Raw genomic sequence first — 15,192 nt, 5'->3', positions numbered from 1 at the left:
CAGGCCGGGGAAAAGGAGTAGGGGAACAATGAAAGAAGAACTGGATTATTCGCCAGGAGCCAAACCGCTCTATGCTCAGTTGCACGATATTTTGCTGGGAAAACTGAAAGCCGGAGAATACAAAAAGAACGATGTGCTGCCCACAGAGGCTGAGTTTGAAGAGATCTTTGGCGTCAGCCGCATCACTGCCCGTCGCGCGCTCGCCGAGCTGGCCGCCAAAGGGTTGGTAAAACGACAGGCCGGCATTGGCACCATGGTGATCAGCACCTCAGAGAAGCAGGAGGTGAAGGCCCGGATACGGCTGGTTGATGGACAACAGCAGCATCCCATTGAACGTAACAATCTCAAGCTGGAACAACTTGTGCCGTCAGGGGGAGCTGCTCAGGCGTTTGAACTTAATGATGATAAGACACCGCTGTGGTTGTTAACCCGCACCATTTACCGACAAAACGAGCAGCCTGCGCAAGTGAACTACATCTGGCTAACGACGCGTCTGCACCACCTTACGCTTGATGCGCTGAAGAACGGCCTTTACAGCATGCTGGAAAATAATAATGAAAATATTGAAAGTTTCCAGGATGTTATTACCGCCGAAATGCCCACGGAAGACGATTGCCGCATCTTGCATATTGATTCTCATGAGCCGCTACTGGTGAAAACCCGTAAGGGCTATAACGATCGCGGAGAACTGGTGGAATTCAGCATCGCGAAACATATCGCGCATTGCTATCAATACGTTGTCGAGAATAGCCGATGAGCTGGCTGACACAGGGAAAGGATCCCGACTATCGTTTCTCTCTCGCGAATGAACGTACGTTTCTGGCATGGATCCGCACCGCGCTGGCCTTTATGGCTGCCGCGATAGGCATCGATCAGCTCGCGGAAAATCTGGCGCCCTCAATGGCTAAGGAATTACTGGTGTGCGCGTTGGGCATCACGGCAGCGATTCTCGCGTGGTACGCCTATCTGCGCTGGTCCGTGAATGAACGCGCAATGCGCGATGACGCGGCGCTGACCTACCCTCGTCTATTGATTTGGCTAAGTGCAGGTTTAGCGGCGGTGATGATGATGACATTGGGAGTGATGCTTCTGCTATGACGTTGTCTCTCCGCACACGTGATCCCGGCCTGCAACCGGAGCGTACCGCGCTTGCCTGGCAGCGGACTCTGTTTTCGGTTTTTGTTCTGGCATTAGCCTCGACGCGTATTGGTTTCGCCCGCGGCGACCTGGTTTCCGGGGGGATTGCCGGTATCGCTCTCGGGCTAACCGTTATACTGGCGATCGTCGTGCGAAATCAGCAGCGTCAGGTTGGCGGAAACACAGCATTAACGACGTTTGCTTCCGTCATGATAAAACGCTTGTTGAGTGTCGTACTCGGCTTAGAAGCTATTTCGTTGGTGCTATCCGCGGTATTGAGCCTGTTAAGGGAAGGAGTCGTTTAGATGGAATTAGCGGGTTGCCAGGTGATGGCGAAACCGACGGGGTCGGTGTGTAATATCGATTGTACCTACTGTTTTTATCTGGAAAAAGAAGCGCTGTATCCGGAACGAAACAAAAACTGGCGGATGTCGGATGAGACACTGGAGCGTTACATTCGCCAGCATATTGAGGCCCAGATGGGGGAGACGGTGACCTTCGCCTGGCAGGGGGGCGAACCGACTATGATGGGGTTGCCCTTTTTCCGCCGGGTGGTTGCACTAAGTAACCAATATGCCAGGGGCAAGAAGATAGAACACGCTCTGCAAACCAACGGCATGCTTATTGACGAAGAGTGGGCGCGTTTCTTTGCCGAGGCGAATTTTCTGGTTGGCATCTCTATTGATGGGCCAGCACATCTCCATAATCAGTATCGTGTTAATCGTGCCGGTAAAGGCACTCACGATAAAGTGATGGCGGCGATTGCGCTTCTCAAAAAGCATCGCGTTGAGTTCAATACGTTGACCGTAGTGGGTAAACACAATGTGGGGCACGCGCGTGAAGTTTATGATTTTCTGCTTGCCACGGGTTCACGTCATATTCAGTTTATCCCTCTGGTTGAGCGCGTCAGTAGCGACGAATCATCACTCCTGCAGCTGGTTATGCCGGGAGAAAGCGCCGCCAGGCTTGCTTCCTGGACCGTGCCATCATGGCAGTTTGGCGATTTCCTGAATCAGATATTCGATATCTGGATCCGGCGCGATGTCGAGCGCGTTATTGTGCAGATGTTTGAGGTCGCCCTGGCGGCGTGGATGGGCCAGCCCCCGGTTTTGTGCGTTCATTCGCCAACGTGCGGCCACGCTTTTGCCCTGGAGTCGAATGGCGATCTCTACAACTGCGACCACTATGTTTATCCCGAGCATAAGCTGGGTAACATTCATCATTCGGACATTAAGACGCTCAATAACAGCGCACAGGCGATAGCCTTTGGTCAGGCGAAAAGGGAGACGCTAACGGCGGAGTGCCGCAGCTGCGAGTTTCGCTTTGTTTGCCACGGCGGCTGTCCCAAACATCGTTTTGCGGTTTCGCCGAGCGGCCATCCAGGGCACAACTATCTGTGTGCCGGTTATAAGCACTTTTTCCAGCACATCACGCCGTATATGAATGTCTTTCAGCAGTTGCTGGAAACAGGGTATCCGCTGGCGGCAATAATGCCATGGCTTGCTGACGAGGAGCGTAAGCCGTCGAAGACGCCTTCTCGAAACGAACCATGCCCCTGCGGTAGCGGTAAAAAATATAAAAAGTGCTGTGGCGGTTAAGGAGAAAACGCCGTCGGTATGACGGCGTTTATGGATTACCCTTTTTTACCGCCATACTGAGCAAACCACGCGAGCATTCGCTGCCAGCCATCTTTGGCTGACTCTTCATGATAGCTGGCGCGATAGTCGGCGTTAAAGGCATGATCGGCTTCGGGATAGACCACGATTTCCGCTTTGGCGTTGGCCGCCCGCAGTGCCTGACGCATGGTCTCGATGGTGTCCTGTGGAATACTGGCGTCTTTAGCGCCGTACAGACCAAGCACCGGGGCGTTGAGATCGACAGCGATATCTACCGGATGCTTCGGTGAATTCAGCGATTTTTCTCCCACCAGCTTGCCGTACCAGGCCACGCCTGCCTTCAGCTGCGGGTTATGCGCGGCATACAGCCAGGTAATGCGTCCGCCCCAGCAGAAGCCGGTGATCAGCAGACGATGGGCATCGCCGCCGTGGCGTGCCGCCCAGCTGGCGACATGGTCGAGATCCGCCAACACCTGCGCGTCCGGCACCTTGGTAACCAGCTCTTTAAACAGGGTCGGGATATCGTGGTACTCATTCGGATCGCCCTGACGGAAGTACAATTCAGGCGCAATAGCCAGGTAGCCTTCCTGCGCCAGGCGGCGACAAAGATCGCGAATATGCTCATGCACGCCGAAAATTTCCTGCACCACAATGACGATCGGCAGTGGGCCATCGACGTTTTTCGGGCGGGCGTGGTAGGCCGGCATGTTTTCGCCCTGGGAGGGGATCGAAGTCTCTCCGGCAACAATATGATCTTCCGGCGTATGAACGGCGGTTGAAGCGTGTGGTGAAGCAGCAGGTGCGAATCCAGGTTGCTTGGTGGTGGTCATGGTATTCTCCGTACCCTTATTTATTAGCGCATCAGTAACTATAGACCCTTTACCTTTAGTTCGGGCGGTAATAAAGCACAGTGCCTGAAAGCGGCTATCTTTTGTTCTGTGACGATGAATATAACTTGTTAATGTGATGTGTATCACTATTTACTGAAAAACAACTGCAATCATTGTTGGTCTTGGTGACTATCATCACAAAATGTTGCCAGGGGCTTCTGTACAGTACCGTTTTGCTTCTGCTGATAATTCGACCCACAGAGGAGTTTTTTATGTCCAAGTCTGATGTTTTTCATCTCGGCCTCACCAAGAACGATTTACAAGGGGCTACGCTGGCTATCGTCCCTGGCGATCCGGAGCGTGTGGAAAAGATCGCCGCGCTGATGGATAAGCCGGTTAAGCTGGCATCCCACCGCGAATTTACCTCCTGGCGCGCGGAGCTGGACGGCAAACCGGTGATCGTCTGCTCTACCGGCATCGGCGGTCCGTCTACGTCTATCGCTGTGGAAGAGCTGGCGCAGTTGGGGGTACGTACCTTCCTGCGTATCGGCACCACCGGCGCGATTCAACCGCACATTAACGTTGGCGATGTGCTGGTCACTACCGCCTCTGTTCGTCTGGACGGCGCCAGCCTGCACTTCGCACCGATGGAGTTCCCGGCCGTCGCTGACTTCGCCTGCACCACCGCGCTGGTGGAAGCCGCGAAATCTATTGGCGCGACCACTCATATCGGCGTGACCGCTTCCTCTGATACCTTCTACCCGGGCCAGGAGCGTTACGACACCTTCTCCGGCCGCGTGGTAAGCCGCTTCAAGGGCTCAATGGAAGAGTGGCAGGCAATGGGCGTGATGAACTATGAAATGGAATCCGCCACGCTGCTGACCATGTGCGCCAGCCAGGGCCTGCGCGCCGGGATGGTAGCCGGGGTTATCGTTAACCGTACCCAGCAAGAGATCCCTAACGCAGAAACTATGAAGCAAACTGAAAGCCACGCGGTGAAAATCGTCGTGGAAGCGGCGCGCCGTCTGCTGTAATTCAACACTTTCCCTGTCAGGCCGGGTCCTCCGGCCTTTCTTTTTTGCGTTGCTCCTCGCAGGAAATTCCTTTTAAACTGGACGTTTGTACAGCACAATTCTATTTTGTGCCATCAGGTTATCGCAGGGGGCGTCGTGGATCTCTCAATCATTATCAGCGCGGTTATCGCACTGGCTGCCGGGTTAATTGTCGGCTGGCTGGCGACCAAAGCGCGTGCCGATCAAATTCGGGCCGATCTGATCGAGGAACGGCGAGAGCTGGATATTGAGCTGAGCGCCGCCCGCCAGCAGCTGGTGCAGGAGGCCCACTGGCGTGAGGAGTGCGAGCTGCTGAACAACGAGCTGCGCAGCCTGCGGGATATCAATACCTCGCTGGAAGCCGATCTGCGTGAGGTCACCACCCGGCTCGAATCCACCCAGCTGCATGCGGAAGATAAGATCCGCCAGATGGTCAACAGCGAGCAGCGCCTGAGCGAGCAATTTGAAAATCTGGCTAACCGCATTTTCGAACACAGTAACCGGCGCGTTGATGAACAAAATCGCCAGAGCCTGCATGGCCTGCTGACGCCGCTACGCGAACAGCTCGACGGTTTCCGTCGTCAGGTGCAGGAGAGCTTTGGCCAGGAGGCGCGGGAGAGGCATACTCTGGCGCATGAGATCCGCAATCTGCAGCAGCTGAACGCGCAGATGGCGCAGGAGGCGCTGAACCTGACCAAAGCGCTGAAGGGGGATAACAAAACCCAGGGCAACTGGGGGGAAGTGGTCTTAACCCGCGTGCTGGAAGCCTCCGGCCTGCGTGAAGGCTATGAGTACCAAACCCAGGTCAGTATTGAGACCGACAACCGCTCGCGGATGCAGCCGGACGTCATCGTGCGCCTGCCGCAGGGTAAGGACGTGGTGATCGACGCCAAAATGACCCTGGTCGCCTATGAGCGCTATTTTAACGCCGAAGATGACTACACTCGCGAAGTCGCGCTGCAGGAACACCTTGCCTCGGTGCGAAACCATATTCGCCTGCTGGGACGCAAGGATTATCAACAGCTGCCTGGCCTGCGCTCTCTCGACTATGTGCTGATGTTTATTCCCGTTGAGCCGGCGTTCCTGCTGGCCATCGATCGCCAGCCTGAGCTCATCAGCGAGGCGTTGCAAAATAATATTATGCTGGTCAGCCCGACGACGCTGCTGGTGGCTCTGCGCACTATCGCCAATCTGTGGCGCTATGAGCACCAGAGCCGTAATGCGCAAAAGATTGCCGAGCGGGCGGGGCGCCTTTACGACAAAATGCGCCTGTTTGTGGATGATATGTCCGCCATCGGCCAGAGCCTGGATAAGGCGCAGGAGAACTATCGCCAGGCGATGAAAAAGCTCGCTTCCGGGCGCGGTAATCTGCTGGCCCAGGCGGAGGCCTTTCGCGGCCTGGGCGTGGAGGTAAAGCGCGGGATTAATCCTGATTTAGTCGAGCAAGCCACGGCCCAGGACGAGCAATATCGTCTCGAAGACGAGGATAACCTCCCGGAAAATGACGAATTTTCCCCCGACTCTGCTGAGGCATTGCGCAATCGCGAAGCGGCTCCGCCACGCTGAAACGTATGGGAAATGCGCTGAGTCTGATACACTCAGTGAACATTTTCTTGAAAAGCAAGCAGGCATAGAGATGGTTGAGGATTCACAAGAAACGACGCACTTTGGCTTTCAGACGGTCGCTAAAGAGCAGAAAGCAGATATGGTGGCGCATGTATTCCATTCTGTCGCCGCAAAATATGATGTGATGAATGACTTGATGTCGTTTGGGATCCATCGTTTGTGGAAGCGTTTCACCATCGACTGCAGCGGCGTACGTCGCGGGCAGACCGTGCTGGATCTGGCTGGCGGTACCGGTGATTTGACCGCCAAGTTCTCCCGTCTGGTAGGGGAAACCGGCCGCGTCATGCTTGCTGATATCAACGATTCGATGCTCAAAATGGGCCGCGAAAAGCTGCGCAATATCGGTATCGTGGGTAACGTGGAGTATGTTCAGGCCAACGCGGAAGCCTTGCCGTTTGCTGATAACACCTTTGACTGCATCACCATCTCTTTCGGTCTGCGTAACGTGACCGACAAAGAGAAAGCGCTGCGTTCGATGTATCGTGTGCTGAAACCGGGCGGACGCCTGCTGGTGCTGGAGTTTTCTAAACCCATCATCGAACCGCTGAGCAAAGCCTACGACGCTTACTCCTTCCATATTCTGCCGAAGGTGGGCGAGCTGGTGGCAAAAGACGGCGACAGCTATCGCTACCTGGCGGAGTCTATCCGCATGCATCCCGACCAGGAAACGCTGAAAGGGATGATGCAGGATGCGGGTTTCGAAAACGTGGACTACTACAACCTGACGGCGGGTATCGTTGCTTTGCATCGCGGTTACAAGTTCTGACAGGAGGGACGCTATGCCTTTCACACCCCTGGTGACCGCTGGCATTGAAACGGCGCTAAATGCTTTCCTCTGGCGCGACAAAGCGCTCAAACCCGCTCGCCAGCGCCTGCTGGGCAAGGTGCTGCGGGTCCAGCTGCAGGATTTCGCCACGCCCGTGGTGCTGGTGTTCAGCGAACGCCAGGTCGATGTCCTGAGCGCCTGGGACGGAGAGGCCGACTGCACTGTGATTACCCGGCTCAGCGTGCTGCCAAAACTGCGCAATCGTCAGCAGCTCACGGCGCTTATTCGCAGCGGTGAGCTGGAAGTGCAGGGCGATCTGCAGGTGGTGCAAAACCTGGTCTCCCTGTGCGACCTGGCGGAGTTCGATCCTGCTGAACTGCTGGCGCCCTATACCGGCGATATCGTGGCCGAAGGCGTCGGCAAAGTTCTGCGCGGTGGCGCTCAGTTTCTGCTGAAGGGCGCGCAGCGCCAGCAGCGCTATGTCGCGGAAGCGATCACTGAAGAGTGGCGACTGGCTCCGGGGGCGCTGGAGCTAGCCTGGTTTGCTGAAGAGACAACGGCTATTGAACGCGCGCTGGCCGCACTGGAAAAACGGCTGGAAACGCTGGAGGGCAAATGACGCCAGGAGAATTACGGCGCCTGTATTTCATCATCCACACCTTTTTGAGCTACGGGCTCGATGAGCTCATCCCCAAAATGCGGATCACGCTACCGCTGCGTATCTGGCGGCGGATGCTGTTCTGGATGCCAAACCGTCATCAGGACCAACCCCTCGGTGCTCGTCTTCGTCTGGCGCTCCAGGAGCTGGGGCCGGTGTGGATTAAATTCGGCCAGATGCTATCCACCCGCCGGGATCTCTTTCCGCCACAAATTGCCGATCAGCTGGCGCTGTTGCAGGACCGCGTGGCGCCCTTTGAAGGAAAGCTCGCGCAGCAGCAGATAGAGAAAGCGATGGGGGGCCTGCCGGTGGAGGCCTGGTTTGATGATTTCTCCGTTGAGCCGTTAGCCTCGGCGTCTATTGCTCAGGTGCATACTGCGCGTCTGAAAGAGAATGGCAAAGAGGTGGTGATCAAGGTTATCCGCCCGGATATTTTGCCGATCATTAAAGCGGACATGAAGCTCATCTATCGCCTGGCGCGCTGGGTACCGCGTCTGTTGCCTGACGGCCGCCGTCTGCGCCCACAGGAGGTAGTTCGCGAATATGAAAAAACGCTGCTGGACGAGCTGAACCTGCTGCGGGAATCCGCCAACGCTATTCAGCTGCGGCGCAATTTCGAAGACAGCCCGATGCTGTACGTGCCGGAGGTGTACCCCGACTACTGCAGCGAAAGCATGATGGTGATGGAGCGCATTTACGGTATCCCGGTGTCTGACGTAGAGGCGCTGGAGGCCCAGGGGACCAACATGCAGCTGCTGGCGGAGCGGGGTGTGCAGGTCTTCTTCACCCAGGTGTTCCGCGACAGCTTCTTCCATGCCGATATGCACCCTGGCAATATATTTGTCAGCTACGAGCACCCGGAAGATCCGCAGTATATCGGTATCGACTGCGGTATTGTCGGCTCGCTGAACAAAGAAGATAAGCGCTATCTGGCGGAAAACTTTATCGCCTTCTTTAACCGCGATTATCGTAAGGTTGCCGAGCTGCACGTCGATTCCGGTTGGGTTCCGCCCGATACCAACGTCGAAGAGTTTGAGTTCGCGATCCGCACGGTCTGCGAGCCGATCTTTGAGAAGCCGCTGGCGGAGATCTCGTTCGGCCACGTGCTGCTTAATCTGTTCAACACCGCGCGGCGCTTCAATATGGAAGTCCAGCCGCAACTCGTTTTACTACAGAAGACATTACTTTACGTAGAAGGGGTAGGCCGGCAGCTCTATCCTCAGTTAGACTTGTGGAAAACGGCGAAGCCTTTCCTCGAGTCGTGGATCAAAGATCAGGTCGGCATTCCGGCGCTGGTGCGTGCGTTTAAAGATAAAGCGCCGTTCTGGATCGAAAGAATGCCGGAAATACCTGAGCTGGTGTATCAGAGCCTGCAGCAGAGCAAACAGCTGCAGACCAGCGTCGATACCATCGTGCGGGATATGCATGTGCGTCATGTCCGCCAGGGGCAGTCCCGTTACCTGTTTGGTATAGGCGCGGTTTTATTGCTCAGTGGTACGCTGCTCTTTATCCACCGCCCTGAGTGGGGAATGATGCCCGGCTGGCTGATGGCCGGCGGTATTGTGACCTGGCTGATTGGCTGGCGGAAAACCCGCTGATCGGTTCGCCTCTTCATGACGCAGGCTTATTTGCGCAAAATCATGCCGGTGGCCTGACGAAGAGGCGGCCCGCAGGATGGCGTGTATAATGCGTCCACACAATTCATCATCTGTCATAGGGGAACGTGTATGGGTGGTATCAGTATTTGGCAGTTATTAATTGTTGTCGTCATCGTAGTTCTGCTTTTTGGGACGAAGAAGCTGAGCTCGCTGGGGTCGGACTTAGGGGCATCGATCAAAGGCTTTAAAAAAGCCATGAGTGATGATGACAAACCTGAAAAGTCGGCGCCAGATGCAGATTTCACGGCGAAAACCATCGCCGATAAACAGGATGATGCAAAAAAAGACGAGACAAAACGCCACGACAAAGAGCAGGTGTAATTCGTGTTCGATATTGGTTTTAGTGAACTACTGCTGGTGTTTGTAATTGGCCTCATTGTTCTGGGGCCACAGCGGCTTCCCGTCGCGGTTAAAACGGTGGTTGGCTGGATCCGGACGTTACGCTCGCTGGCGACCACGGTACAGAATGAACTGGCCCAGGAGCTAAAACTGCAGGAGTTTCAGGAGAGCCTTAAGAAGGTGGAGAAGGCCAGTCTGAATAACCTGACGCCGGAGCTGAAAGCCTCCATGGATGAACTGCGCGAAGCCGCAGAGTCGATGAAGCGCTCCTATAGCGCCCACGATCCTGAAAAGGCCAGCGACGAAGCCAATACCATCCATAATCCGGTGGTCAAAGGCAGCGAAGCGCAACGCCAGGACGTCACGCCGGCGACGGCAGAACATCAGGTCAGCGCTCCGGCTCATGTGCCGGATCCGGTTGTCGATGAGCCACCCGCGTCACCGGCTGAACTTCCGGCAGAGAAAACATCCGCTACGGCGGCAGCCCCTCAATCTTCCCCCGCATCGAGTGATAAACCGTAAACATGGGCGTAGACGATACACAACCGCTAATTTCGCATCTGATTGAGCTGCGCAAGCGTCTGCTCAACAGCATCATTGCTATTCTGGTGATCTTCCTGGCGCTGGTCTATTTCGCCAATGATATCTATCAGCTGGTCTCGGCCCCGCTTATCAGCAAGATGCCGGTGGGCGCGACGATGATCGCCACTGATGTCGCTTCACCTTTCTTTACGCCGATAAAGCTGACCTTCATGGTGTCGGTGATCCTGTCGGTGCCGATTATTCTTTATCAGGTATGGGCCTTTGTCGCACCAGCGCTGTATAAGCACGAACGCCGGCTGGTGGTGCCTTTACTGGTATCCAGTACCCTGCTGTTCTATATCGGCATGGCTTTCGCCTATTTTGTTGTGTTTCCGCTGGCGTTCGGCTTCCTGACCCATGCGGCGCCGGAAGGGGTGCTGGTCTCGACCGATATCCGCAGCTATCTTGACTTCGTGATGGCGTTGTTTATGGCTTTCGGGGTCTCTTTTGAGGTGCCGGTCGCCATCGTGCTGCTCTGCTGGATGGGCGTTACCACGCCGGAAGACTTGCGTAAAAAAAGGCCGTATGTGCTGGTGGGCGCCTTCGTGGTGGGCATGCTGCTGACGCCGCCGGACGTATTCTCGCAGACGCTGCTGGCCATTCCGATGTACTGTCTGTTTGAAGTCGGGGTGTTCTTCGCCCGCTTCTACACCGGGAAGCGCCTGACGCGCGATGATGACGCCGCGGCCGAAGCTGAAGCCACAGAGCACAGAGAAGAGTAATACCGCCAACCGCCCGCCAGGGCGGTTGTCATATAGGAGTGTTCATGTTTGATATCGGCGTTAATCTGACCAGTTCGCAGTTTTCCCGCGACCATGATGAGGTGGTGGCGCGCGCCCGGGCGGCGGGGGTTCACGGCATGCTGCTGACCGGTACAAACTTGCCGGAGAGCCAACAGGCCCAGAGAATGGCGAGCCGCTATTCCGGCTGCTGGTCCACGGCGGGGGTTCATCCCCATGACGGTAGCAGCTGGACGCCAGCGGTCGCCGAGGCGATTTATACCCTCGCCCGCGAGCCGCAGGTAGTAGCGATAGGCGAGTGCGGTCTGGATTTTAACCGGAATTTTTCCACGCCGCAGGAGCAGGAGGCTGCGTTCAGCGCCCAGCTGGCGCTGGCGGCCGAGCTGTCGATGCCGGTGTTTTTACACTGCCGCGACGCCCACGACCGCTTTCTGACGCTGCTTAAACCCTGGCTCGAGAAGCTCCCGGGCGCGGTGCTGCACTGCTTTACCGGCAGCCGCAGCGAGGTGCAGGAATGCCTGGATCTGGGCCTGTTTATCGGTATTACCGGTTGGGTATGCGATGAGCGGCGGGGGCTCGAGCTGCGCGAGCTGCTGCCGGCGATCCCGGCAGATCGTCTGCTGCTGGAGACCGATGCGCCTTATCTACTGCCGCGCGACCTCAAGCCAAAGCCGGCCTCGCGGCGTAACGAGCCTGCGTATTTGCCGCATATCCTGGCAAGCGTCGCGACCTGGCGCGGCGAAGAGGCACAATGGCTGGAGGCGCAAACGGACGCAAACGTCAGGGCGCTGTTTGGCGTCGACGTTAACGGCGTTTAGATTTTCTGGAAGTCGGTATTTTTAACGCTCTGCAGGACTTGCTTATTCAGCAGGTTTAACAGCAACATAGAGCGTGCTTCGCCGTCCGGCTCGGTAAAGATAGCCTGCAGGCCTTCAAACGCGCCGTCGGTGATCAGCACGCTATCGCCCTCGTGCGGCGTTTCCGGGTCGGTGATACCTTCCGGTTTATAGATAGAGAGCTGATGAATAACCGCCGAGGGAACGACAGCGGGCAGCGCGCCAAAGCGCACGAAGTTGTTAACCCCGCGGGTGGCGCTGATGGTGGTGGTATGAATCACCTCTGGATCGAACTCAATAAACAGGTAGTTCGGGAACAGCGGTTCGCTGACCATGGTGCGTTTACCGCGAATGATTTTTTCCAGCGCAATCGTCGGCATCAGGCAGTTAAGGAAGGTGCGAACAAGTTCCTGATATGAGATCATCATATTCATCCGGAGCGCATCCCAGAGGGACATCATGAGCCATCAACTCACCTTCGCCGATAGTGAATTCAGCACTAAGCGCCGTCAGACCCGAAAAGAGATTTTCCTCTCCCGCATGGAGCAGATTCTGCCATGGCAGAATATGACCGCTGTCATCGAGCCGTTTTATCCCAAGGCGGGCAATGGCCGACGGCCCTATCCGCTGGAGACCATGCTGCGTATTCACTGCATGCAGCATTGGTACAACCTGAGCGACGGTGCCATGGAAGATGCCCTGTACGAAATCGCCTCCATGCGCCTGTTTGCCCGATTATCCCTGGATAGCGCCCTGCCGGATCGCACCACCATCATGAATTTCCGCCACCTGCTCGAGCAGCATCAACTGGCCCGTCAATTGTTCAAGACCATCAATCGCTGGCTGGCCGAAGCAGGCGTCATGATGACCCAAGGCACTTTGGTGGATGCCACCATCATTGAGGCACCCAGCTCTACCAAGAACAAAGAGCAGCAACGCGATCCGGAGATGCATCAGACCAAGAAAGGCAATCAGTGGCACTTTGGCATGAAGGCCCACATTGGTGTCGATGCCAAGAGTGGCCTGACCCACAGCCTGGTCACCACCGCGGCCAACGAGCATGACCTCAATCAGCTGGGTAATCTGCTTCATGGAGAGGAGCAATTTGTCTCAGCCGATGCCGGCTACCAAGGAGCGCCACAGCGCGAGGAGCTGGCCGAGGTGGATGTGGACTGGCTGATCGCCGAGCGTCCCGGCAAGGTAAAAACCTTGAAGCAGCATCCGCGCAAGAACAAAACGGCCATCAACATCGAATACATGAAAGCCAGCATCCGTGCCAGGGTGGAGCACCCGTTTCGCATCATCAAGCGGCAGTTCGGCTTCGTGAAAGCCAGATACAGGGGGCTGCTGAAAAACGATAACCAACTGGCGATGTTATTCACCCTGGCCAACCTGTTTCGGGTGGACCAAATGATACGTCAGTGGGAGAGATCTCAGTAAAAACCGGAAATAACGCCAGAAATGGTGGAAAAAATAGCCTAAATAGGCTGATTCGATGTGTTTGCGGGAAAAAAATCGGCCCAGATCCGCGAAATTTTAATCAGCGAGTCAGCTTGGGAAGAAATGACCTGCTTATTCGCACCTTCCTTAACTGACTGACGTTCCAGATGTTCCTGGGCTCGTTGTAGCTGCCCACGTTTGCAATACAGTAAGTACCAGGCTTGCATAATAACTCATTCCACTTCTAATAACGGCAAGCATAACAAATGGCTGGTGTAATCGCGAAAGCCATTATAATTGAAATCCAAATTTCAGCGTTCTTTCACGCTAATTTAACAAAATTACAGCATCGCGCCGTTGAACACCGTATAATTAGCCGCCTGTATAGAGGTCAATAACACTTTCATGAAATACCACGATCTTCGCGACTTTCTGACACTACTGGAACAACAGGGCGAACTGAAACGTATCACTCTGCCGGTCGATCCTCATCTGGAAATCACTGAAATTGCCGACCGGACCCTGCGCGCCGGTGGCCCGGCGCTGCTGTTTGAGAACCCAAAAGGCTATAGCATGCCGGTACTGTGCAATCTTTTCGGCACGCCGCGGCGCGTGGCGCTGGGGATGGGCCAGGAGGATGTCAGTTCGTTGCGCGAGGTGGGTAAGCTGTTAGCCTTCCTGAAAGAGCCTGAGCCACCCAAAGGTTTCCGCGATCTGTTTGATAAGCTGCCGCAGTTCAAGCAAGTGCTGAATATGCCGACCAAACGCCTGCGCGGCGCGCCCTGCCAGCAAAAAATCATCCAGGGCGATGACGTCGACCTGAATAAAATCCCGATAATGACCTGCTGGCCGGAAGATGCCGCGCCGCTGATCACCTGGGGGCTGACGGTGACCCGCGGGCCGCACAAAGAGCGGCAGAATCTGGGGATTTATCGCCAGCAGCTGATTGGTAAAAACAAACTGATTATGCGCTGGCTGTCTCATCGCGGCGGCGCACTGGATTTCCAGGAGTGGTGTGCGGCGCGTCCGGGCGAACGCTTCCCGGTTTCCGTGGCGCTCGGCGCCGATCCGGCAACCATTCTTGGCGCGGTGACCCCGGTGCCGGATACCCTGTCGGAATATGCTTTCGCAGGCCTGTTGCGCGGCACCAAGACCGAAGTGGTGAAGTGCGTTTCCAATGACCTTGAAGTCCCGGCCAGCGCGGAAATTGTGCTTGAAGGCTACATTGAGGCCGGTGAAATGGCGCCGGAAGGGCCGTATGGCGACCACACCGGTTACTACAACGAAGTGGACAGCTTCCCGGTATTTACGGTGACCCATATAACCCAGCGTGAAGACGCGATTTATCATTCGACCTATACCGGCCGACCGCCCGATGAACCTGCAGTACTGGGTGTGGCGCTGAACGAAGTCTTTGTGCCGATCCTGCAAAAGCAGTTTCCGGAAATCGTCGACTTTTATCTACCGCCGGAAGGGTGTTCCTATCGCCTGGCGGTAGTGACGATGAAAAAACAGTACGCAGGTCATGCCAAGCGCGTGATGATGGGCGTCTGGTCGTTCCTGCGGCAGTTCATGTATACCAAGTTCGTGATTGTCTGCGATGACGATGTCAATGCGCGCGACTGGAACGATGTGATTTGGGCGATCACTACCCGTATGGACCCGGCTCGTGATACGGTACTGGTAGAAAATACGCCAATTGATTATCTGGATTTTGCCTCGCCGGTTTCCGGCCTGGGTTCAAAAATGGGGCTGGATGCCACGAATAAATGGCCTGGCGAAACCCAGCGTGAATGGGGTCGTCCAATCAAAAAAGATCCTGCCGTCACGGCGCGGATTGACGCCATCTGGGATGAGCTGGCCATCTTTAAACAACCGTAAGCGGGGCTAACGCCGCTGTTTTGCTCTATTG

At 55.8% G+C, this 15,192-nt stretch carries 16 protein-coding genes and 2 pseudogenes; 15 read left to right on the top strand and 3 right to left on the bottom strand.

From position 1 onward, the window contains the following. The first annotated feature begins 28 nt into the window (after positions 1-28). The 4 genes from B8P98_RS26655 to B8P98_RS26640 are packed head-to-tail and all read left to right on the top strand — an operon-like array spanning position 29 to position 2,735. Positions 29-757, top strand: a complete 729-nt coding sequence (locus B8P98_RS26655) for a GntR family transcriptional regulator (protein WP_095033578.1) — start codon at positions 29-31, stop codon at positions 755-757. Then, positions 754-1,098, top strand: coding sequence for a YidH family protein (locus tag B8P98_RS26650; RefSeq protein WP_012543225.1), 345 nt, complete (start codon positions 754-756; stop codon positions 1,096-1,098). Before B8P98_RS26655 ends, B8P98_RS26650 begins: the two co-directional genes overlap by 4 nt. After that, positions 1,095-1,442 carry a DUF202 domain-containing protein gene (locus B8P98_RS26645; protein ID WP_041165417.1) on the top strand — a complete coding sequence of 116 codons (348 nt, stop codon included), beginning with the start codon at positions 1,095-1,097 and terminating at the stop codon, positions 1,440-1,442. The genes B8P98_RS26650 and B8P98_RS26645 overlap by 4 nt, the downstream gene beginning before the upstream one ends. Continuing rightward, positions 1,443-2,735, top strand: a complete 1,293-nt coding sequence (locus B8P98_RS26640) for an anaerobic sulfatase maturase (RefSeq protein WP_095033577.1) — start codon at positions 1,443-1,445, stop codon at positions 2,733-2,735. Between the two features lie 35 nt (positions 2,736-2,770). Here the strand turns inward: B8P98_RS26640 and B8P98_RS26635 are convergent, their stop codons facing one another. Then, positions 2,771-3,583, bottom strand: coding sequence for a dienelactone hydrolase family protein (locus B8P98_RS26635; RefSeq protein WP_080924829.1), 813 nt, complete (start codon positions 3,581-3,583; stop codon positions 2,771-2,773). A 272-nt stretch (positions 3,584-3,855) separates the two neighbouring features. Between B8P98_RS26635 and udp the strand changes: the two genes are divergently transcribed. From udp to tatD, 9 genes are all read left to right on the top strand, one after another. Continuing rightward, on the top strand, positions 3,856-4,617 hold the full coding sequence (gene udp, locus B8P98_RS26630; RefSeq protein WP_002883419.1) for a uridine phosphorylase: 762 nt from the start codon (positions 3,856-3,858) through the stop codon (positions 4,615-4,617). Positions 4,618-4,752: 135 nt separating this feature from the next. After that, complete coding sequence (rmuC, locus tag B8P98_RS26625) at positions 4,753-6,201, top strand: DNA recombination protein RmuC (protein ID WP_080897901.1); 1,449 nt, start codon at positions 4,753-4,755, stop codon at positions 6,199-6,201. Between the two features lie 70 nt (positions 6,202-6,271). After that, entirely contained in the window at positions 6,272-7,027 is a 756-nt protein-coding gene (gene ubiE, locus B8P98_RS26620; protein WP_002883421.1) for a bifunctional demethylmenaquinone methyltransferase/2-methoxy-6-polyprenyl-1,4-benzoquinol methylase UbiE, read from the top strand. A 13-nt stretch (positions 7,028-7,040) separates the two neighbouring features. Next, the gene (ubiJ, locus tag B8P98_RS26615) at positions 7,041-7,646 is read left to right on the top strand and encodes a ubiquinone biosynthesis protein UbiJ (RefSeq protein WP_080897900.1); all 606 of its coding nucleotides are present in this window, start codon (positions 7,041-7,043) and stop codon (positions 7,644-7,646) included. Further along, complete coding sequence (ubiB, locus tag B8P98_RS26610; protein ID WP_025711205.1) at positions 7,643-9,283, top strand: ubiquinone biosynthesis regulatory protein kinase UbiB; 1,641 nt, start codon at positions 7,643-7,645, stop codon at positions 9,281-9,283. The genes ubiJ and ubiB overlap by 4 nt, the downstream gene beginning before the upstream one ends. A 129-nt stretch (positions 9,284-9,412) precedes the next feature. Beyond that, positions 9,413-9,664 carry a Sec-independent protein translocase subunit TatA gene (tatA, locus tag B8P98_RS26605; RefSeq protein ID WP_002883425.1) on the top strand — a complete coding sequence of 84 codons (252 nt, stop codon included), beginning with the start codon at positions 9,413-9,415 and terminating at the stop codon, positions 9,662-9,664. A gap of 3 nt (positions 9,665-9,667) precedes the next feature. Then, entirely contained in the window at positions 9,668-10,204 is a 537-nt protein-coding gene (gene tatB / locus B8P98_RS26600; RefSeq protein WP_095033576.1) for a Sec-independent protein translocase protein TatB, read from the top strand. A gap of 2 nt (positions 10,205-10,206) precedes the next feature. Continuing rightward, a complete protein-coding gene (tatC, locus tag B8P98_RS26595; RefSeq protein ID WP_080897898.1) occupies positions 10,207-10,986 on the top strand; it encodes a Sec-independent protein translocase subunit TatC in 780 nt (259 codons plus the stop codon). Between the two features lie 32 nt (positions 10,987-11,018). Beyond that, complete coding sequence (tatD, locus tag B8P98_RS26590; protein ID WP_167382707.1) at positions 11,019-11,822, top strand: 3'-5' ssDNA/RNA exonuclease TatD; 804 nt, start codon at positions 11,019-11,021, stop codon at positions 11,820-11,822. Here the strand turns inward: tatD and rfaH (B8P98_RS26585) are convergent. Beyond that, positions 11,819-12,241: pseudogene (gene rfaH, locus B8P98_RS26585) on the bottom strand (transcription/translation regulatory transformer protein RfaH); the annotation flags it as partial. The gene tatD and the pseudogene rfaH (B8P98_RS26585) sit on opposite strands and share 4 nt — an antisense overlap. A 58-nt stretch (positions 12,242-12,299) precedes the next feature. On the opposite strand from rfaH (B8P98_RS26585), the gene B8P98_RS26580 reads away from it, so the two are divergent. After that, a complete protein-coding gene (locus B8P98_RS26580; RefSeq protein ID WP_020806188.1) occupies positions 12,300-13,280 on the top strand; it encodes an IS5-like element ISKpn26 family transposase in 981 nt (326 codons plus the stop codon). 149 nt (positions 13,281-13,429) lie between these two features. Here the strand turns inward: B8P98_RS26580 and rfaH (B8P98_RS30575) are convergent. Next, positions 13,430-13,507, bottom strand: a pseudogene (gene rfaH, locus B8P98_RS30575) (transcription/translation regulatory transformer protein RfaH); the annotation flags it as partial. A 178-nt stretch (positions 13,508-13,685) separates the two neighbouring features. On the opposite strand from rfaH (B8P98_RS30575), the gene ubiD reads away from it, so the two are divergent. Beyond that, positions 13,686-15,161, top strand: coding sequence for a 4-hydroxy-3-polyprenylbenzoate decarboxylase (gene ubiD / locus B8P98_RS26570; protein ID WP_025711200.1), 1,476 nt, complete (start codon positions 13,686-13,688; stop codon positions 15,159-15,161). Positions 15,162-15,192 lie beyond the last annotated feature (31 nt).

It is taken from the genome of Klebsiella quasivariicola (assembly GCF_002269255.1).
GTDB classification, from domain to species: Bacteria; Pseudomonadota; Gammaproteobacteria; order Enterobacterales; family Enterobacteriaceae; genus Klebsiella; species Klebsiella quasivariicola.
The sequence above is the reverse complement of the archived record's forward strand: the minus strand, read 5'-3'. Positions and strand labels throughout refer to the sequence as shown.

Bases quoted from the DNA above. Each gene is read 5' to 3' on its own strand.
- tatC (WP_080897898.1), top strand. From the start codon at position 10,207: ATGGGCGTAGACGATACACAACCGCTAATTTCGCATCTGATTGAGCTG.
- ubiB (WP_025711205.1), top strand. From the start codon at position 7,643: ATGACGCCAGGAGAATTACGGCGCCTGTATTTCATCATCCACACCTTT.
- ubiJ (WP_080897900.1), top strand. From the start codon at position 7,041: ATGCCTTTCACACCCCTGGTGACCGCTGGCATTGAAACGGCGCTAAAT.
- ubiE (WP_002883421.1), top strand. From the start codon at position 6,272: ATGGTTGAGGATTCACAAGAAACGACGCACTTTGGCTTTCAGACGGTC.
- B8P98_RS26645 (WP_041165417.1), top strand. From the start codon at position 1,095: ATGACGTTGTCTCTCCGCACACGTGATCCCGGCCTGCAACCGGAGCGT.
- B8P98_RS26650 (WP_012543225.1), top strand. From the start codon at position 754: ATGAGCTGGCTGACACAGGGAAAGGATCCCGACTATCGTTTCTCTCTC.
- udp (WP_002883419.1), top strand. From the start codon at position 3,856: ATGTCCAAGTCTGATGTTTTTCATCTCGGCCTCACCAAGAACGATTTA.
- tatA (WP_002883425.1), top strand. From the start codon at position 9,413: ATGGGTGGTATCAGTATTTGGCAGTTATTAATTGTTGTCGTCATCGTA.
- ubiD (WP_025711200.1), top strand. From the start codon at position 13,686: ATGAAATACCACGATCTTCGCGACTTTCTGACACTACTGGAACAACAG.
- B8P98_RS26635 (WP_080924829.1), bottom strand. From the start codon at position 3,583: ATGACCACCACCAAGCAACCTGGATTCGCACCTGCTGCTTCACCACAC.
- B8P98_RS26580 (WP_020806188.1), top strand. From the start codon at position 12,300: ATGAGCCATCAACTCACCTTCGCCGATAGTGAATTCAGCACTAAGCGC.
- B8P98_RS26655 (WP_095033578.1), top strand. From the start codon at position 29: ATGAAAGAAGAACTGGATTATTCGCCAGGAGCCAAACCGCTCTATGCT.
- B8P98_RS26640 (WP_095033577.1), top strand. From the start codon at position 1,443: ATGGAATTAGCGGGTTGCCAGGTGATGGCGAAACCGACGGGGTCGGTG.